Source organism: Streptomyces sp. NPDC107550, from assembly GCF_055639095.1.
In genome coordinates this window covers 1-18,771 of sequence record NZ_JBVKBC010000011.1, presented here as the reverse complement: position 1 = coordinate 18,771, position 18,771 = coordinate 1, and the positions used below count along the sequence as shown (strand labels likewise).

Here is an 18,771-nt window from a genome sequence, read left to right as displayed (position 1 = left end):
ACGGCCCCCGCCCGGATGCGGGGACCCCGGCCCGCTCCTAGCGTGCGCAGGAAGGGATCAGCGAGGGAGCAGACGGTGACCGACACGACGCGCACCCCGACCGAGCCGGACGCGGCGCTGCTGCGCGCGGGCCGGTTCTTCCGGCGGGGCACGGCCTCCGCCGACCTGCACAGCGTCCGCATCGAGGGCGGCCGGGACGGCGACGTCTTCTACCGGGACCGCTGGAGCCACGACAAGGTCGTGAACTCCACCCACGGTGTGAACTGCACGGGCTCGTGCCGGTGGAAGGTGTACGTCAAGGACGGCATCATCACCTGGGAGACCCAGCAGACGGACTATCCGAGCGTGGGCCCCGACCGCCCCGAGTACGAGCCGCGCGGCTGCCCGCGCGGCGCCGCGTTCTCCTGGTACACGTACTCCCCGACGCGCGTGCGCTACCCGTACATCCGGGGGGTGCTCCTGGAGATGTACCGGGAGGCGAAGGCCCGTCTGAAGGATCCGGTGCTCGCGTGGGCCGACCTCCAGGCCGACCCGGAGCGCCGCCGCCGCTACCAGCAGGCGCGCGGCAAGGGCGGGCTGGTGCGGGCCACGTGGGACGAGGCCGTCGAGATCGTCGCCGCCGCCCATGTCCACACCATCAAGACGTACGGGCCCGACCGCGTCGCCGGCTTCTCGCCGATCCCCGCGATGTCGATGGTGTCGCACGCGGCGGGCGCCCGCTTCATGTCGCTGATCGGCGCGCCGATGCTGTCGTTCTACGACTGGTACGCGGACCTGCCCGTCGCCTCCCCGCAGGTCTTCGGCGACCAGACGGACGTGCCCGAGTCGGGCGACTGGTGGGACGCCGCGTATCTGATGATGTGGGGCTCGAACGTGCCGGTGACGCGGACGCCGGACGCCCACTGGATGGCGGAGGCCCGCTACCGGGGGCAGAAGGTCGTCGTGGTGGCGCCGGACTACGCGGACAACGCCAAGTTCGCCGACGAGTGGCTGCACCCGCACCCCGGCACGGACGGCGCGCTCGCCCTCGCCATGGGGCACGTCATCCTGAAAGAGTTCTTCGTCGACCGGGGCACGCCGTTCTTCACGGACTACGTGAAGAAGTACACGGACCTGCCGTTCCTCGTGACGCTGGAGGAGCGCGACGGCGCGTTCGTCCCGGCGAAGTTCCTGCGCGCCGCCGACCTCGGGCAGGGCGGCGAGGGCGCCGAGTGGAAGACAGCGGTGCTCGACGAGGGCACGGGCCGCGTCGCCGTCCCCAACGGCTCCCTCGGCTTTCGCTGGACCGAGTCGGGCAAGGGCAAGTGGAACCTCGAACTGGGCGCGATCCAGCCCCGGTTGAGCCTGTACGGCAGCGAGGTCGCCCGGGGCGTGGAGGTACTGCTGCCCCGCTTCGACACCGACGGCGGCACGCACGGGCAGGGCCGGGGCGACATCGTGCGGCGCGGGGTCCCGGCGACCCAGCTCGGCGGCGCGGGCGGCCCGCTGGTGACGACGGTCTTCGACCTGCTGCTCGCCCAGTACGGGGTGGGCCGCGAGGGCCTGCCGGGCGCCTGGCCGCGCGGGTACGAGGACGCCTCGACGCCGGGTACGCCCGGCTGGCAGGAGGCGCACACCTCGGTACCGGCGGCGAAGTGCGTGAAGATCGCCCGGGAGTTCGCCGCGACCGCCGAGAAGTCGCGCGGGCGGTGCATGATCCTCATGGGCGCCGGCACCAACCACTGGTTCCACTCCGAGACGATCTACCGCGGGTTCCTCTCCTTGCTCCAGCTCACCGGCTGCCAGGGCAGGAACGGCGGCGGCTGGGCGCACTACGTGGGCCAGGAGAAGTGCCGCCCGGTGACCGGCTGGGCCTCGCTTGCGTCGGCGAACGACTGGTCGCGTCCGCCGCGCCAGATGATCGGCGCCGCGTACTGGTTCCTCAACACCGACCAGTGGCGCTACGACCGGTTCGGCGCCGACGTGCTGGCCTCGCCGCTCGGCAAGAGCGCCTTCGCGGGGATGACGGGCGCCGACTGCCTGGCCCTGTCGGCGCGGTCCGGCTGGATGCCGTCGTACCCGACGTTCGACCGCAATCCGCTGGCGCTCGGCGAGCAGAGCGTCGAGGACACGGTCGCCGAACTCAAGGCGGGCACGCTGAAGTTCGCCTGCGAGGACCCGGACGCGCCCGAGAACTGGCCCCGGGTGCTGACCCTGTGGCGGGCGAACCTGCTCGGCTCGTCGGCGAAGGGCGCCGAGTACTTCACCAAGCACCTGCTGGGCACGCAGTCCTCGCTGCGCGCCGAGGAGGCGGCCCCCGGCGAGCGCCCGACGACGGTGACCTGGCGCGACGAGGCGCCCGAGGGCAAGCTCGACCTGCTGCTGTCACTGGACTTCCGGCAGACGTCCTCGACGCTCCTGTCGGACGTGGTGCTGCCCGCCGCCACCTGGTACGAGAAGCACGACCTGTCGTCCACGGACATGCACCCCTACGTCCACTCCTTCACGCCCGCGGTGGACCCGCCGTGGCAGGCCCGTACGGACTTCGACACGTTCAAGGCGCTCGCGGTGCGGCTGAGCGAGCTGGCGGCCGGGCATCTGGACACGCGGCGCGATCTGGTGGCGGCGCCGCTCCAGCACGACACCCCGGGCGAGATCGCGCAGCCGGGCGGGGTCGTCCTCGACTGGCGCAAGGGCGAGTGCGAGCCGGTGCCGGGCAAGACACTGCCGAACCTCGTGGTCGTGGAGCGGGACTACACGGCGATCGGCGCGAAGTTCACCGCGCTCGGCCCGCTGGTCGAACAGCTCGGCCTGCCCGCGAAGGGCATCGTCCTCAAGCCCGACCAGGAGGTCGAGGAGCTGCGGGCGCGCAACGGCACGGTCCGCGGCGGGGTCGCCGACGGCCGCCCGGCACTGGACACGGCCGTCAAGGCGGCGAACACGATCCTCGCCCTGTCCGGCACGACCAACGGGCGCCTCGCCACCCAGGGCTTCCACACCCTGGAGGCCCGTACGGGACAGGAGATGGCGCATCTGGCCGCCGAGCACGAGGGCAAGCGGATCACGTACGCGGACACGCAGGCCGCGCCGGTGCCGGTCATCACGTCGCCGGAGTGGTCGGGCAGCGAGGCGGGCGGCCGGCGCTACACCGCGTTCACGCTCAACACCGAACACCTCAAGCCCTGGCACACCCTGACGGGACGTCAGCAGTTCTTCCTGGACCACGACTGGATGCACGAACTCGGTGAGGCGCTGCCCGTGTACCGGCCGCCGCTCGACATGAACCGCCTGTTCGGCGAGCCGCGCCTCGGGCCTGACGGCGAACGCGAGGTGACGGTCCGCTACCTCACCCCGCACAACAAGTGGTCGATCCACTCCGAGTACCAGGACAACCTGTTCATGCTGGCGCTCTCGCGCGGCGGCCAGTCGATCTGGATGGCGCCGCAGGACGCGGAGGCGATCGGCGTGCAGGACAACGACTGGATCGAGGCCGTCAACCGCAACGGCGTGGTCGTGGCCCGCGCGATCGTCTCGCACCGCATGCCGCAGGGCACGGTCTACATGCACCACGCGCAGGAGCGGACGGTCGGCGTGCCGAAGGCGGAGGCCAGCGGCAAGCGCGGCGGCATCCACAACTCGCTGACCCGGCTCATCCTCAAGCCGTCCCATCTCATCGGCGGCTACGCGCAGTTGAGCTGGGCGTTCAACTACCTCGGCCCGACGGGCAACCAGCGCGACGAGGTCACCGTCATCCGGCGCCGCAGCCAGAAGGTGGAGTACTGAACTCATGCGCATCATGGCCCAGATCGCAATGGTGATGAACCTCGACAAGTGCATCGGCTGCCACACCTGCTCGGTCACCTGCAAGCAGGCGTGGACGAACCGCGACGGCATGGAGTACGTCTGGTTCAACAACGTCGAGACCCGCCCAGGGCAAGGCTATCCGCGCCGCTACGAGGACCAGGACACCTGGCGCGGCGGCTGGGAGCTGAACAAGAAGGGCGCCCTGAAGCTGAAGGCGGGCGGCCGGTTCAAGAAGCTCACGGGCATCTTCTCCAACCCCAAGCTGCCCGGCATCAAGGACTACTACGAGCCCTGGACGTACGACTACAAGAATCTCACCGAGGCGCCGCTCGGCGACGACTACCCGGTGGCCGAGCCGCGTTCGCAGATCACCGGCAAGCCGATGAAGATCGAGTGGTCCTCGAACTGGGACGACAACCTGGGCGGCGCGCCCCGCTACGGCGACCTCGACCCGATGGTGGAGAAGACCAGGCAACAGGCCTCCGAAAAGGTGAAGTTCGCGTTCGAGCAGACCTTCATGTTCTATCTGCCGCGCATCTGCGAGCACTGCCTGAACCCGGCGTGCGTGGCGTCCTGCCCGTCCGGCGCGATGTACAAGCGCGAGGAGGACGGCATCGTCCTCGTCGACCAGGACCGCTGCCGGGGCTGGCGGATGTGCGTGACGGGCTGCCCGTACAAGAAGGTGTACTTCAACCACCGCACCGGCAAGGCCGAGAAGTGCACGATGTGCTACCCGCGCGTCGAGGTGGGCCTGCCGACGGTCTGCTCGGAGACGTGCGTGGGCCGGCTGCGCTATCTCGGCGTGATCCTCTACGACGCCGACAAGGTGACCGCTGCGGCCGAGACGACCGACGAACAGGGCCTGTACGAGGCCCAGTTGGGCGTCTTCCTCGATCCGGAGGACCCGGGGGTGCGGCGGGCCGCCGAGGAGGCCGGCATCCCGTACGACTGGATGGAGGCGGCCCGCCGCTCCCCCGTCCACGCGCTCATCAGCAAGTACAAGGTCGCGCTTCCGCTGCATCCTGAGTACCGGACGATGCCGATGGTCTGGTACATCCCGCCGCTCTCGCCCGTCGTCGACGCGCTGACCGAGACGGGGCACGACGGCGAGGACCACGCGAACCTGTTCGGCGCGATCGACACGCTGCGCATCCCCATGGAGTACCTGGCGGAACTCTTCACCGCGGGCGACGTGGGCCCGGTGCGGGCGTCGCTGGAGAAGCTGGCCGCGATGCGCTCCCACATGCGGGCGATCAACCTGGGCGAGCGCCCGGACCCCGGCATCGCCGCGTCGGTCGGCATGGACCCGGCGACCGTCGAGGAGATGTACCGGCTGCTCGCCATCGCCAAGTACGAGGACCGGTACGTCATCCCGACCGCCGCCGTCGGCGACGCGCGGCGCCTGGAGGAGAGCGCGGTGCCCGACACCTGCTCGCTCGACCACGCGGACGGGCCCGGCATGGGCGGCGAGGGCCCCTTCGGCGGCGACTCCGGCAACCCGACGGCCGCCGGACGCAAGCTGCTTCCGGTGGTCGCCGTCGAGAACTTCCACCTCAGCAAGCGCCGGCAGACCGCGGACAAGCAGGAGGAGACCCCATGACGGACCGGACCTCGCTGCTGTACCAGGCGGCGGCGCTCTGTCTCACGTACCCCGACGCGGAGCTGTACGAGCGACTGCCGCTGGTGCGGGCCGCCGCGCCCGCGCTCGCGCCCTTCGTCGACCACGCGGAGGCGGCAGGGCCGCGTGAGCTGGCCGAACACTATGTGCGCGTCTTCGACTTCAAGAACCGGCACAGCCTCTATCTGACGTGGTGGCGCGACGGTGACACGCGCAGGCGCGGCATGTCGCTGGTGCGCATGAAGGAGGTGTACCGGGAGCACGGCCTGGAGTTCACGGGCGAGGAGCTGCCGGACTTCCTCCCCGCCGTCCTGGAGTTCTCCGCGCAGGCGGGCCCGTTCCTGCTGACCGAGCACCGCAGCGGCCTCGAACTGCTGCGGATCGCGCTGGGCGAGCACGGCACCCCGTACGCGGGCGTGCTTGAGGCCGTCTGCGCGACCCTGCCGGGGCCCTCCCCCAAGGACCGGGCCGCGGCCCTCGCGCTCGCCCGCTCGGGCCCGCCACGCGAGGAGGTCGGCCTCGAACCCTTCGGCGCCGAGGGGTTCGGCCTGGCCGAAGGGCGCGAGCAACTTCCGCTGCTGGTCAAGGAGGACGCCCGGTGACCACCCTGCTCTGGGGCGTGCTGCCCTACGTCGCCTTCGTGCTGCTCGTCGCGGGCACGCTCTGGCGCTTTCGCTACGACAAGTTCGGCTGGACGACGCGCTCCTCCCAGCTCTACGAGTCGAAGCTGCTCAACATCGCCTCGCCGATGTTCCACTACGGCATCCTCTTCGTCCTCGTCGGCCATCTCGTGGGCCTGTTCATCCCGCAGTCGTGGTCGGACAGGGCGGGCGTGAGCGAGCACACGTACCACCTGTTCTCGCTGTACGGGGGGACGGCGGCGGGGCTGCTGCTGGTGGCCGGGATCGTGCTGCTGCTGTTCCGCCGCCGCACGCGGACCTCGGTGTTCCGGGCGACGACCCGCAACGACAAGCTGATGTACCTCGTCCTGTTCGCCGCGATCGTGCTCGGCATGGTCGCCAAGCTCACGCACGCCTCCGGCGACGGCTACCACTACCGCGAGACGATCGCGCCGTGGGCCCGCAGCCTGTTCACGCTGAGCCCGGACACGTACCGGATGGACGGCGTGCCGGTGCTCTACCAGGTGCACGCGGTGGTGGGCATGCTGCTGATCGCACTGGTACCGTTCACCCGGCTCGTGCATATGTTCAGCGCGCCGGTGCAGTACCTGTTCCGCCCGTACGTGGTCTACCGCAGCCGCGACCAGCGGCGCCTCGGCCCGCGGCCGGAGCGGCGGGGGTGGGAGCGCACCGGGTCGTAGCCGCTGCCTGTCGCCGCCGGCACGTGGGGAGACGTGTGACGTGAGTGAACGACGGCCGGCCCCCACGGTGGGCCAGGTCGTCCTCGGCCGCCGCCTGCGCGACCTGCGGGAAGCCGCGGGTCTCAAACGGGACGAGGCGGCCCGCGCGCTGCGCGTGACGGGGGCGACCATCCGCCGGATGGAGACCGCCGAGGTCGCCCTGAAGATCCCCTACGCGCAGATGCTCCTCGAACTGTACGGCGTGCCGGACAAGGAGATCGCGGCGTTCGTCGCGCTCGCCGAGGAGGCGAACCTGCCCGGCTGGTGGCAGCGCTACCACGACGTGCTCCCCGACTGGTTCAGCCTGTACGTGAGCCTGGAGGGCGCCGCGGAGATGATCCGCGGCTACGAACCGCACTTCGTGCCGGGCCTGTTGCAGACGGAGGGCTACGCGCGTGCCGTGTTCGACGCGGGCACGGTCGGGCGCTCGCGGCCCGCCGAGGTCGAGCGGCACATCGCGCTGCGCATGGCCCGCCAGTCGCTGCTGACGCGCGAGGACGCGCCGCGGCTGTGGGTGGTCGTCGACGAGACGGCGCTCGTACGGGTCCCGGGCGGGCCCGGGGTGATGCGCGAGCAGGTGGACCGGCTGATCGAGGCGGCGGCGCTGCCCAACGTGACGCTCCAGATAGCGGAGTTCGGCTCGGGCCCGCACCCGGGCACCTTCGGCCCGTTCACCCTGTTCCGCTTCCCCGTACGGGAGTTGCCGGACATGGTCTACAGCGAGTACGTGACCGGTGCCCTGTATCTGGACTCGCGCGACGAGGTGGGCGCGCATCTGGAGGTCCTGGACCATCTCGTGGCGCACGCGGCGAGCGCGGAGCGCAGCCTGGAGATCCTGCGGGCGGCGCGGGCCCGGCTGGACTGAGCCGCCGGACCCGCACCCCACCCGTGCTCAGACCAGCTTGGCCGTGAGCGTGATGGTGGTGCCGGTCAGCGCCTGGCTCACCGGGCAGTTCTTCTTGGCGTCCTCGGCGGCGGCCTGGAAGCCCTGCTCGTCCAGGCCCGGCACGGTGCCCTCGACGATGAGGTGGATGCCGGTGATGCCCTCGCCCGGCTGGAACGTCACGTCGGCCGAGGTGACGAGCTTGGTGGGCGGGGCGCCCGCGCCGGCGAGGCCGTGCGAGAGCGCCATGGAGAAGCAGGACGAGTGCGCGGCGGCGATCAGCTCCTCCGGGCTGGTCTTCCCGTTCGCCTGCTCGGCGCGCGAGGGCCAGGAGACCGGCTGCTGCGGGATGCCGGAGGAGTCGAAGGTGACGGTGCCGCTGCCCTCCAGGAGGTTGCCTTCCCAGACGGTGTGGGCGGAGCGCGTGGTGGCCACGGTGGTTCCTTTCGTGACGGTGGGGACCTGTCGGCCCCCATCCGACCACATCCGCGGGCGCGCGTCGCACCGAGCGCGCGGACCGGCCGGGTCAGGCGTCGGCGCGGGCGCGGGCGGCCCGGCGCCGGCCCGCCATGCACGCGTACACGAGGACGCCGGCGAAGAGGAACAGCACGCCCTGGTAGACGGCCTGGTACCCGGCGCCGCCGACCAGCCACATGGAGAAGCCGAACGCGGCGAGCGCGAGGACGAGGTCGCGGGCGAAGCGACCGGGGCGCACCCGGTGTCCCTGTCCGGAGAGCAGGAAGTAGATCTGCGCGGCCGTGGCGAGGAGGTAGGGGACGGTCGCCGTGAACGTCGTGACGAGGACCAGCGTCTTGAAGACCCCGCCGGAACCGACCGTGTAGTTGTAGACGGTGAGCAGCGAGGCGAGGGACACGGCGACGAGGACGCCGACGGTCGGCACCCCGCGCCGCTTGCGGGCGAACGGCGCGGGGAACAGGCCGTCCCGGGCCGCCGCGTAGGGCGTCTGGGCGCTCAGCAGGGTCCAGCCGTTGAGGGCGCCGACCATGGAGACGAGCGCGGCGACGGCGACGGCGGTGCCGCCCCAGGTGCCGCCGAACATGGCGTCGACGGCGTCGGAGAAGGGCGCGCTGGACTTCACGAGGGTGTCGTGGGGGACGGTCCCGAACACCGAGAGCGTGCCGAGCAGATAGAGGAGGGCGGCGAGCCCGGTGCCGAGGACGGTGGCGCGGCCGACGTCGCGCCCGGGGTCGCGGACCTCGCCGGCGCTGACGGAGGCGGACTCGACGCCGAGGTAGCTGAACAGCAGGATCGCGGCGGACGCGGAGACCGCGCCGACGGTCGAGTCGCCGCTCGCGCGGAACGGGCCGAGGTTGTCGGCGTGGAAGAAGAACAGGCCGCCGACGGCGACGAGCAGCAGCGGCGCGAACTTCAGCACGGTCGACACGAGCTGGACCGCGCCGACGTAGCGGGACCCGGCGAGGTTGGCGAGGGCGGGCAGCCACTGGCAGGTCAGGGCGGCGAGGAGGGTCCACAGGGTGGAGCCGTGGATGGGCAGCAGCACGTCGAGGTAGCCGACGGCGGCGACGGCGAGCGCCGCGTTGGAGACCCAGGTGGTGATCCAGTAGCTCCAGGCGGCGAGGAACCCGGCGAAGTCACCGAACGCCTCGCGCGCGTAGACGTACGGGCCGCCGGTCATCGGGTGGCGGTGCGCGAGCCGCCCGAAGACGAGGGCGAGCGCGATGGCCCCCGCGGTCAGGACGCCGAACGCGACGAGACTGACCGTGCCGTACGGGGCGACGGAGGCGGGCAGCAGGAAGATGCCGCCGCCGATGATGTTCCCCATGACCAGCGCGGTCGCAACGGAAAGGCCGAAGCGGCGGGCATGCCTGCTGTGCCGGTCGTCGCCGGGGCCCGCGCCGCCGTCCAGGGCCGGGTCGGGGGCGGTGGCCGGAGCCGTGGCGGGTGCGGTCCCGGTGTCGTGCATGGGGTGGTGCGCCTCTCGGTCGTGCGGGCGGCGCCACGGGATCGCCGGGCGCGCACGACCATGCTCGGGCGCGGCACGGGCCCCCTCCAAATCGCCCGAATTCATCCCGCGCGGCGCGGCTCGTGACGTAAAAAACGCCGTACGGGGCCCTTGTGCGCCGGAAGATCCGGCTCAGGCCGATTCGTCGAGCTGTTCCTCCGCGGCGGGCGCGGGCACCTCGGGTCCGGCGCCCGGGGCGGCTGTGAGGGGCACTTGGGGGCCGGAGCGGTTCTCCTCCAGCCAGCGGCGCAGGACGTGGTGGATCTGCTCGGCTCCCACGAGGGGTTCGCCCTCGGGCACCGGGGCGGAGAGGGTGCGCGGGGAGAGGAGGAAGGGGTGGCCCTGCTCGCCGCCGAGGCCGCCGTGCGAGCCGATCTGCTCCTCGAAGGCGAGCACTTCGCCGCTGTCCGGGTCGTACCAGGAGTTGACCATGATGTCGGCGGTGTGCGGGAAGGAGTCGGTGCGGCGCACGGCGTCGGCGGCGCCGGGGCCGAAGTCGGCGAGCGGGCCCTCGCCGTCGCGCAGGTCCGCGAGGGGGACCTCGGCGCCCCGCGCGCCGAGGACGACCGCGCCGTGGCGTTCGCTGCGCACCAGGAGGAAGCCGACGCCGGGGTGGTTGGCGAGGGTGGGCAGCAGCGCCGGGTGGCGGGCGTCGATCTCCTCGGTGCTCATCCGGTGCGGCACGTCGGGGAAGGAGACGAGGCCGAGGTTGCCGGAGGCGAGGACGACGGGCTCGCTGCGTCTGCCGCTGCCCCGGGTGCTCTCCTCGACGGGCCGGTGCAGGGCGGTACGGACGGCGGCGCGGGCCTCGGCGCCGCTGTGGGTGCGGCGCACCTTGCGCGGCACGGGCAGTCCGCAGCCGGCGCGCACGAGGTCCTGGAGGGTGAGCCCGTAGCGGGCGTGGAAGGTCTCGCCGGGGCTCTGGCCGTGGTCGGACAGGACGACGAGGCGGTAGGGGCGGGGGGCGTGCTCGGCGGCCTTCTCGATGAGGGCGAGGGCGCGGTCGAGGCGGCCGAGTACCTTCTCGGCGTCGCGGCTGCGCGGCCCGGAGTGATGGGCCACCTCGTCGTAGGCGACGAGGTCGGCGTAGACGGCTCCGCGTCCGGCGAGCATGTCGCCCAGGACGGCGGCGACCACGACGTCCCGCTCGACGACCGTGGCGAACGCGCGGATGAACGGATACAGGCCCCCGCGGCCGACGCGGGGCCGGCGGCGCTCGATGCGGGCGCGTAGTCCCTCGCCGATCTCGCGGCCGACCTCGGCGAAGAACGACAGGGCGGTGCGCACGGCGTTGGCGGGGTCGCTGAAGTAGGCGAAGTACCCGGCGCGGGAACGGTTCTCCTTGCCGCGTCGCGCGGCGACCGACAGCACGAGGGCGACCTGTTCGGCGCCGCCGCTGAAGAGGTTGCCGCGGCTGGCTCCGTCGAGGGAGAGCAGCCCGGAGTCCCCGGTGTGCTCGACGGCCCTGCGCTGGAGTTCGGCGGCGCTGGTGGGCCGGTTGGAGACCTGGATCTCGCCGGTGTCCTTCTCGTACCAGCGGAAGGCGGGCACGTCGTGGTTGGAGCCGTGCAGGATGCCGAGCTGGCTGGCGCCGGTCTGGCTGGACCAGTCGGTGCGCCAGGGGGTGAGGCGGTGGCTGCCGTCGCGCAGCCAGGCGGCCACCGTGGGCAGCACGCCGTCGCGGGCGGCGCGCACCAGGACATCGTGGCCGACGCCGTCGAGCTGGAGGAAGACGATGCCGGGGGTGGGCGGGCAGACGGCCCCCGGGCGCTCCTTGCGGCGGCGCCGGTCGGCGAGCCGGTACAGGCGGCGGCGGTAGGCGTCGTCGTCGCGCACGGCGAGCGCGCCGCCGGTCGCGGAGGCGACGGCGGACATGACGGCCGCGACGACGACCGCCGTCTCGGGGCTCGCCTCGCCCCGCCCGTCGGGGATCAGCCGCAGCGCGAACAGCAGCAGCGCGCCGTTGAGGAAGAAGACGACGAGGCCGAGGACGAGGGCGGGCACGAGCAGCAGGGCGCGCACCAGCAGCGGCCACACCAGCGCGGACAGGAGCGCGAAGGCGCCGGCGCCGAGGGCCGCGGTGTAGGCGACGCGGGTCATGCTGTCGCCGGTGTCGGCCTTGAGCTGGAAGTCCGGCAGGATGCCCGCGAGGATCATCATCGTGAGCGTGCTCGCCGCCCACACGGTCAGCGAACGCCACACCGTGCTCGCCGCCCGCCGCCATCGGCCCTCGGCCACCGTCCCGACTCCCCTCGCCCTGTCCCGCCGCGCTCTGCCCGGCCAGGGTTTCACACCTTTTGCGGCGCTCCGGGCCGGGCGCCGGGTCAGCGGCCGTCGTAGCCGGCGGTGGGCATCGACAGGCGGCGGTGGACGCGGGCCTTCATCTCCGTGTCGTACGACGGTTCGGCGAGCCCCGCGGTCTCCCAGCGCACCCCGCGCCGGGCGCACTCGGCGTCGAACGCCTCGACCGAGCGCAGGGCGGCGCGCAGCACCCGGTCGCTGGGGGCGACGAAGAGGTCGGCGAGGCCCGCGTCCACGTCGGACCAGAGCGCGTCGTGGTCGGGGCGCAGGGCGTGCAGCAGCAGCTCGCGGGTGATGACGTAGCCGCGCTCGGCGGCCCAGCGGGCGCACATCGCGTACTGGCTGCGGGAGTCGACGAGGAACGGGTCCGCGTCCAGCTCCTCCAGCGGGATCAGACTGGCGATGGCCACGACCCGTACGGGAGCGCCGGGGGCCGCCCGCTCCCCCGGACCGTGTGCCGGTCCGTGCGCTGCGCCCATGGTGTCCCCCTCACCGCCGTTCCCGGCCCCGACCCTACTCCTGCACGTAGGCTCGGGGCAGTCGCACGAAGGAGGCAACGGGTGCCGGTCGAGATCACCTGGTGGGGTCATGCCACCTGCACGGTCGAGGACGCGGGCATCCGGGTGCTGACGGACCCCGTCTTCACGCGCCGGCTCGCGCATCTGCGCCGGCGCAGGGGCGCGCCGCCGCCGCTGCGGGCCGCCGTCGCCGACGTGGTCCTCGTCTCGCATCTGCACGCCGACCATCTGCATGTGCCGTCCCTTGCGCGGCTCGCGCCGGGCACCCGCGTGCTGGTGCCGCGCGAGGCGCCGCGTGCCGTGCCGGCGCTGCGCAGGCTGCGCACCCTCGACGTCACCGAGGTCGTCCCCGGCGACCGGATCGACGCGGGCGGCGTGACCGTACGGGCGGTGCCGGCCGCGCACGACGGACGGCGGCTGCCGGTGGGCCCGCACCGCTCCCCCGCGCTCGGGTACGTCGTCGAGGGCGAGGCCCGTACGTACTTCGCGGGCGACACCGGGCTGTTCGACGGCATGGCGGGCGCGGTCGGGGACGTGGACGTGGCGCTGCTGCCGGTCGGCGGCTGGGGCCCGTTCCTCGGGCCGCACCATCTGGACGCGGGCCGGGCCGCCGAGGCGCTGACCCGGCTCGGCCCGCGCAGCGCGGTGCCGGTGCACTACGGGACGTACTGGCCGATCGGGCTCGACGCCGTGCGCCCGCACGAGTTCCACACGCCGGGCGAGGAGTTCGTGCGGCAGGCGGCGCTGCGCGCGCCGGAGGTGGCGGTGCATCTGCTGGGGCACGGCGAGAGTGTGCGGGCGGAGGCCACGCGGTGATAGCGGACGCGCTCGCGCAGGTGACGCCGGACGCGACGCAGCAGGCGGTCGGCTATCCGTCGCTGTTCGTCCTGGTGTTCCTCGGCGCGCTGGTCCCGGTGATCCCGACGGGCGCGCTGGTCAGTTCGGCGGCGGTGGTGGGCCTGCACCGCTCGGCGCCGCTGTCGCTGCTGCTCGTGTTCGCCACGGCGTCGCTGGCCGCGTTCCTCGGGGACCTCGCCCTGTACGGGCTGGGGCGGCGCGGCATGGGGTCGAAGAACGGCTCGCGGTGGCTGGAGGCGCTGCGGGCGCGGGCGCCCCGGGACCGTCTTGAGCAGGCGCAGGACAAGCTCGCCGACCACGGCGTGATGGTCCTCGTGCTGTCGCGGCTGGTGCCGGCCGGGCGCATCCCGGTGATGCTGGCGTGCCTGATGGCGAAGATGCCGCTGCGCGGCTTCGCCCGGGGCAACGGTCCGGCGTGCCTGGCCTGGGCGGCGACGTACCAGGTGATCGGGGTGCTCGGCGGCTCGCTGTTCGAGAAGCCGTGGGAGGGCGTCCTCGCGGCGGTCGCGCTGACCGTGGTGATCAGCGCGGCCCCCGGGGTGTGGCGAAGACTGCGCGGCGGGGAGTCAGACGGGCAGCACGCGTGAGGCGCCGACCGGCAGGTCCCACAGCGCGGAGCGGGCCAGTCCCGCCTTCTCCCACGCGGCGCGCAGCCGGGTCAGCGGCTCCATGACGGGCTCGGCGGAGAGCAGGAACGTGGCCCAGTGCATGGGCGCCATGTTCCGTGCGCCGACGTCCTGCGCGGCCCGCACCGCCTCCTCGGGGTCGCAGTGCACGTCGCTGAGCCACCAGCGCGGGTCGTAGGCGCCGATGGGCAGCAGCGCGAGGTCGATGCCGGGGTAGCGGCGGCCGATCTCGGCGAACCAGTGCCCGTAGCCGGTGTCGCCCGCGAAGTAGACGCGCCGGCCGTCCCGGTCGGTGAGCACCCAGCCGCCCCACAGGCTGCGGCAGGTGTCGAACAGGGTGCGCTTGGACCAGTGGTGGGCGGGGACGAAGTCGAAGCGGACCCCGCCCAGTTCGGCCGCCTCCCACCAGTCCAGCTCGGTGACGCGGGTGAAGCGGCGGCGGGTGAACCAGCGGCCGAGCCCGGCGGGCACCAGGACGGGCGTGTCGCGCGGCAGCCGCTTGAGGGTGGGCCAGTCGAGGTGGTCGTAGTGGTTGTGGCTGATGACGACGGCGTCGACCGGCGGCAGCGCCTCCCAGGCCACGCCGACGGGGGTGACGCGGGCCGGGGTGCCGAGGATCTTGCGGGACCAGACCGGGTCGGTGAGGACGGTGAGGCCGCCCACGCGCAGCACCCAGCTCGCGTGCCCGGCCCAGGTGACGGCGACGGCGTTCGCGTCGGCGCGGGGCAGCGGGCCCGGCTCGTAGGGCAGCCGGGCGATGTCGGCGAGGCCCTCGCGGGAGGGGCGCACCTTGCCCTCGCGGGCGAACCGGGCGAAGGCGCGCAGCCCCGGCAGCGGCGCGGTGAGCCGGTGGGCGAAGCTGCGGGGCCAGCGTCTGGGGACGGCGGCGGGGGCGCCCTCGTCGAGGGGCCTCGGCTCGACGAGGGGGCGCGCGGCGGCACTGGTGCCGCCGCGCCGGGTCGCCGTCGATTCGGACGCCTGGGTCATCGCTCGCTCTCCCGTTCCTCGCCTGCCGGACCGTTGCCTGGTGAGACCGCGGGGCCCGCGTCGTCGCGGAGTACGCCGAGCACCGAGCCCACCGTGCTCAACAGCCGTGCCACGTGCGGCAATTCCGTGGGCTCCGGCGAGGTGAGGGCCGCGGCGCGCTCCGGCGCGCTCGCGCCGAGCAGCGGGCCGGTGGCGAGGCGGACGCGCAGCGCGGCCGGGTCGTCGCCGAAGCGGTGCCCGCCGGGCGCCGGCATGCCGAGCCGGGCGCTCAGGTACTCCTCCAGGTCCTGGGAGTCGCTGACGCCGCGCGCGGCGAGCGGCACGCGCCAGCGGCCGAGGTCGGCGTAGAGGTGGCGCCCGGCGCGCGGCGGCCGGGCGAGGCCGCCCGCGGCGAGGACGGCGCGGTGCAGCGCCCCGGCGAGGCCGCCGTGCAGGGCGGCGGCGCGGGCGCGGTGGGCGAGGACGGCGGCGCTCTCGTCGAGGGCGTACGTCGCCGCCGCGGCGGCCGGGGCGGCGAGCACGGCGCCGGTGGCGGTGAGGACGTCGAGGACGCGGGCGGCGAGCCGGTCGCCGCGCGTCCCGGCGGGGAAGCGGGCGCAGGCGGCGGGCAGCGACGGCGGCAGCAGCGCCCCGGCGAGATCGGTGAGGACGGTGATGTGCTCGGGGAACATCTCGGCGGGGCTGAACAGCAACGTCTCGGCCTGCCCCGGGTGCAGGGTGTCGCGCCAGGTCTCGTCGCTGACGACGTGCAGGCCCTCCCCCACGGCGGCCTCGACGGCCTCGTGCAGCACCTCGGGCGGTGCGACGGTCCCTGTGGGGTCGTCGGCGAGCGCGAGGACGAGCAGCCGGGGGTCGCCGCCCTCGGCACGCAGCCGCCGCACGGTCTCGAGCAGGGCGTACGGGTCGGGCACGCCGCCGCACTCGGCGGGGATCGGCACCGGGTAGACGGCGGCGCCCAGCAGCCGGGCCTGCGCGGTCCACCAGGCGGCGCGGGGGCGCGGCACGAGGACGTCACCGCCGACGGCGGCGGTCAGGGCGTGCAGCAGCGCGGCGCCGCCGGGCGCGCCGACGACGTGTCCCCGGTCGGCGGGCAGGCCCCGGCGCTGCCAGTAGCCGCGGGCGGCCTCGGCGAGCCCGGGCGGACCGCCTGCGGGTTCGGCGTGCGCGCGGTGGGCGGCGCCCGCGACGACGGCGGCCAGGTCCTCGGGGACGCCGAGGCCGGTGCCCGGCAGCAGGGGCCCGAACCGCACCGCGTCGCCGCCCTCGGGCACGCGCGGGGCCGCGTCGTGGGGCGTGGGGTCCGATGGGCGCATGCTGCCTCCGTGCCTGTCCGTCGCGTACCGGTAGGGCTCGTACCCCTCCAGCGTCACATCCAGGCGGGGGTGCGCGCGCGGCGTGGCGGTGCGGGCGGGGCCGTGCGGGCGGCGGGCGGGCGGCACGTCAGGGGGTGAGGGCGGCGAATTCGCGCTCCAGACCGCGCCCGCGCCGCTCGACGACGGCGGCGGCGACGTCGGACAGTTTCCGGTTCGTGGTCTGCGATATGCGGCGCAGCACGCCGAACGCGGCGTCGGAGTCGCAGGCCAGTACGTGCATGACGATGCCGCACGCCTGGTCGACGACGGGGCGGGTGCGCAGCGCGGCGTCCTTCTGGTCCAGCTCGGTGAGCGCGAGGCGGTAGGAGCGGTCGCGTACGAGACAGGTCGCGGCGAGGTCGCCGAGGGCGCGGACCGGGCCGTGCGGGGCGTCGCTCAGGAGACCGGGGCGGAATCCGAAGAGGGTGAGCGTGACGGTCAGGTCGGCGCTGCGGAAGGGGATGGTGACGCTGGTGCGCAGGCCCGCGTCGAGTGCCATCGCCCGGTACTGGGGCCAGCGCTCGTCGGTGAGCAGGTCGGCGAGGTCCACGGGCAGCCCGCTCTCCTCGGCGCTGAGGAGGGGGCCCTCGCCGGACAGCAGTTGCACGGAGACGAGCGCGGCGAGGTCGGGGTGCGTGGTGGCGCTGGCCCGTTCGGCACTGTCGTCGCTCGCGGTGGCGACGGCGCCGCAGCACTCGGCGGTGCAGCGCACGGCCTGTTCGGCGAGGTCCGCGAGGCGCCGGGTGGGCAGCCCCGCCTCGGGCGTCTGGGGCGCGCCGCGCCCGGGATCGGGCGGGCTCCAGTCGTCGGCGGTCCGCTCGTCCGCCTCGCGCGTGGCGGACGTCGCCTCGCACGTGGCGTCGTACGAGGTGTCGTACGCGGCGGCGTTCGGGCCGCCGTCCGGGGTGTCCGGGGTGCGCGGCTCGGGCGCGGTGGCGTCGTCGCGGTCGGGCTGTGGCATGGTGGCGCCTCCTTCCCCGTGGGCGGCTTCCCCCGGCGGGCCCCGGAAAACGACCGCAGCGGATACGTTCTCCCGTATGGCGCAGACCGAGGAATTCGAGGAAGAGCTGGCGGACTTCGAGCGGCGGGTGTCCGAGCTGCGGGCCGCACGCTCGGTGCCGGGGCAGGAGCTGCCCGCGGTGCTGGACGCCGCCCTGTTCGAGCTCGACCACGCGGTGAGCACGCTGTGGCCGCTGTGTCAGCGGACGAGCACGGGCGGGGGCGGCGGCGAGAGCCGGACGAGCGCCGCGGACCGGCAGGAGCAGCAGTTGCTGCGGGCGGTCTTCCAGCGGTTGCCGCTGCCGCTGGCCCTGGTGGACCGGGAGTGCGTGGTGCGGCGCCTGAACTTCGCGGCGACGGCGTTCACCGGGGTCCGCGCCGGTTACGCGACGGGCCGGCCGCTGGCCGGGCTGCTCGCGCACGCGGACCGGGCCGCGTTCCGCTCGCAGGTCGCGGCGGTGGCCAGGGGCGAGGGCGACCGGGGGCTGACGGTGCACCTCCAGCAGACCCCGCAGGCGCCCGTACGGGCGGTGCTGACCGGGGTGCGGCCGGGCAACGAACCGCGCACCACCGTCCTCGTCGTCCTCCAGCCCGGTGACGACGTACCCGCCGTGCCGCGTCCGGCGGGGCCCGCGACGGTGCCCGAGCTGTCCGAGGCGACCCGGCACGCGGCGCTCACGGACCTCGGCGACGCGATGACCAGGGAGCTGCTGGCCGCGCCCGCGGGCGATCCGGCGGGGGTGCTGCGCCGGGCGGCGCGGGTGCTGCACGGGCGGTTCGCGGACTGGGCGGTCGCCGACCTCGGGGCGGCACGGCTGCGGCGCACGGCGGTGTTCGGGCTGGACGAGGAGGTCCGCGCGGACATGGCGGCACAGGACCCGGCGGAGAGCCCGCTGGTGGCGGAGGCCTCGCGGGGCGGCGCGCCGGCGCTGCTGGTGCGCCCGGAGGACCCGCTGGTGCTCGGCAAGGACGCATCGGGCGCGCCGGTCCTGGTGCGGGCCGACATCACCTCGCTGATCTGCGTCCCACTGCTGACGGCGCCGGACGAACCGGTGCGCGGGGTGCTCACGCTGTGCCGGTCGGCGGGCCGGCCGGCGTTCTCGATGGCGGAGGCCCGGACGCTGGACATGCTGGCGCGGCACATAGCGCTGGCCATGTGCCGCGACAGCTAGGGCGTGTCCGCAAAGTCCCGCCTGCCCCACGACGCCTGGCACGCTTCCCCAAGCTCTCGAACTTCGCTCGAGCAGGGGAGACCCCATTCGCCGCACCGGGCGTAAGGCCAAGTACATCCAGTACGAGGCCTTGCACCCGGCACTCCCCCAGCCTCCGGCCGGGGGCACCCCCAGAGCACGCACCAGACGCCGCGGGGCCGTCCTTCGGACGACGACGGGACTTTGCGGACACGCCCTAGGTGTATTGATCACGAGCGTTGTTGACACCGGTGGGTCTTGAACATGGCGAAGACCTCCGATGTGGTGGAGCTGTCTAGGAACACACCGCAC

15 protein-coding genes are annotated in these 18,771 nt (G+C 73.9%); 8 read left to right on the top strand and 7 right to left on the bottom strand.

The features are described 5' to 3' along the window. Positions 1-75 precede the first annotated feature (75 nt). From ACZ7LY_RS17015 to ACZ7LY_RS16995, 5 genes are read left to right on the top strand one after another with little or no spacing between them, the layout of a single operon-like run. Positions 76-3,762 (top strand): nitrate reductase subunit alpha, encoded by a 3,687-nt coding sequence (locus tag ACZ7LY_RS17015; protein WP_471625383.1) that lies wholly within the window; start codon positions 76-78, stop codon positions 3,760-3,762. A gap of 4 nt (positions 3,763-3,766) precedes the next feature. Beyond that, entirely contained in the window at positions 3,767-5,383 is a 1,617-nt protein-coding gene (narH, locus tag ACZ7LY_RS17010) for a nitrate reductase subunit beta (protein ID WP_471625382.1), read from the top strand. Then, positions 5,380-6,003: a nitrate reductase molybdenum cofactor assembly chaperone gene (gene narJ, locus ACZ7LY_RS17005; protein ID WP_471625381.1), complete on the top strand. Its 624-nt coding sequence runs from the start codon at positions 5,380-5,382 to the stop codon at positions 6,001-6,003. Before narH ends, narJ begins: the two co-directional genes overlap by 4 nt. Then, complete coding sequence (narI, locus tag ACZ7LY_RS17000; RefSeq protein WP_471625380.1) at positions 6,000-6,722, top strand: respiratory nitrate reductase subunit gamma; 723 nt, start codon at positions 6,000-6,002, stop codon at positions 6,720-6,722. The genes narJ and narI overlap by 4 nt, the downstream gene beginning before the upstream one ends. A 40-nt stretch (positions 6,723-6,762) precedes the next feature. After that, entirely contained in the window at positions 6,763-7,626 is an 864-nt protein-coding gene (locus ACZ7LY_RS16995) for a helix-turn-helix domain-containing protein (protein ID WP_471625379.1), read from the top strand. A 27-nt stretch (positions 7,627-7,653) separates the two neighbouring features. Here ACZ7LY_RS16995 and ACZ7LY_RS16990 read toward each other — a convergent pair whose 3' ends face one another. From ACZ7LY_RS16990 to ACZ7LY_RS16975, 4 genes are all read right to left on the bottom strand, one after another. Beyond that, on the bottom strand, positions 7,654-8,079 hold the full coding sequence (locus tag ACZ7LY_RS16990) for an OsmC family protein (RefSeq protein ID WP_471625378.1): 426 nt from the start codon (positions 8,077-8,079) through the stop codon (positions 7,654-7,656). A 91-nt stretch (positions 8,080-8,170) separates the two neighbouring features. Further along, positions 8,171-9,589, bottom strand: coding sequence for an amino acid permease (locus ACZ7LY_RS16985; RefSeq protein WP_471625377.1), 1,419 nt, complete (start codon positions 9,587-9,589; stop codon positions 8,171-8,173). A 171-nt stretch (positions 9,590-9,760) separates the two neighbouring features. Next, positions 9,761-11,866 (bottom strand): alkaline phosphatase family protein, encoded by a 2,106-nt coding sequence (locus tag ACZ7LY_RS16980; RefSeq protein ID WP_471625376.1) that lies wholly within the window; start codon positions 11,864-11,866, stop codon positions 9,761-9,763. A gap of 86 nt (positions 11,867-11,952) precedes the next feature. Beyond that, positions 11,953-12,408, bottom strand: coding sequence for a hypothetical protein (locus tag ACZ7LY_RS16975; protein ID WP_471625375.1), 456 nt, complete (start codon positions 12,406-12,408; stop codon positions 11,953-11,955). Positions 12,409-12,489: 81 nt separating this feature from the next. On the opposite strand from ACZ7LY_RS16975, the gene ACZ7LY_RS16970 reads away from it, so the two are divergent. Beyond that, positions 12,490-13,263 (top strand): MBL fold metallo-hydrolase, encoded by a 774-nt coding sequence (locus ACZ7LY_RS16970; RefSeq protein WP_471625374.1) that lies wholly within the window; start codon positions 12,490-12,492, stop codon positions 13,261-13,263. Continuing rightward, on the top strand, positions 13,263-13,892 hold the full coding sequence (locus tag ACZ7LY_RS16965; protein WP_471625544.1) for a DedA family protein: 630 nt from the start codon (positions 13,263-13,265) through the stop codon (positions 13,890-13,892). Before ACZ7LY_RS16970 ends, ACZ7LY_RS16965 begins: the two co-directional genes overlap by 1 nt. Here the strand turns inward: ACZ7LY_RS16965 and ACZ7LY_RS16960 are convergent. The 3 genes from ACZ7LY_RS16960 to ACZ7LY_RS16950 form a co-directional block, all read right to left on the bottom strand. Beyond that, on the bottom strand, positions 13,872-14,918 hold the full coding sequence (locus tag ACZ7LY_RS16960) for an MBL fold metallo-hydrolase (RefSeq protein WP_471625373.1): 1,047 nt from the start codon (positions 14,916-14,918) through the stop codon (positions 13,872-13,874). The two genes, ACZ7LY_RS16965 and ACZ7LY_RS16960, sit on opposite strands and share 21 nt — an antisense overlap. Then, the gene (locus ACZ7LY_RS16955) at positions 14,915-16,231 is read right to left on the bottom strand and encodes an aminotransferase class I/II-fold pyridoxal phosphate-dependent enzyme (RefSeq protein ID WP_471625372.1); all 1,317 of its coding nucleotides are present in this window, start codon (positions 16,229-16,231) and stop codon (positions 14,915-14,917) included. Before ACZ7LY_RS16955 ends, ACZ7LY_RS16960 begins: the two co-directional genes overlap by 4 nt. A gap of 127 nt (positions 16,232-16,358) precedes the next feature. Then, positions 16,359-17,231, bottom strand: coding sequence for an ANTAR domain-containing response regulator (locus tag ACZ7LY_RS16950; RefSeq protein WP_471625371.1), 873 nt, complete (start codon positions 17,229-17,231; stop codon positions 16,359-16,361). A 76-nt stretch (positions 17,232-17,307) separates the two neighbouring features. Here ACZ7LY_RS16950 and ACZ7LY_RS16945 point away from each other — a divergent pair, with 76 nt between their 5' ends. Next, positions 17,308-18,441, top strand: a complete 1,134-nt coding sequence (locus tag ACZ7LY_RS16945) for a GAF domain-containing protein (protein WP_471625370.1) — start codon at positions 17,308-17,310, stop codon at positions 18,439-18,441. The last annotated feature ends 330 nt before the right edge of the window (positions 18,442-18,771 follow it).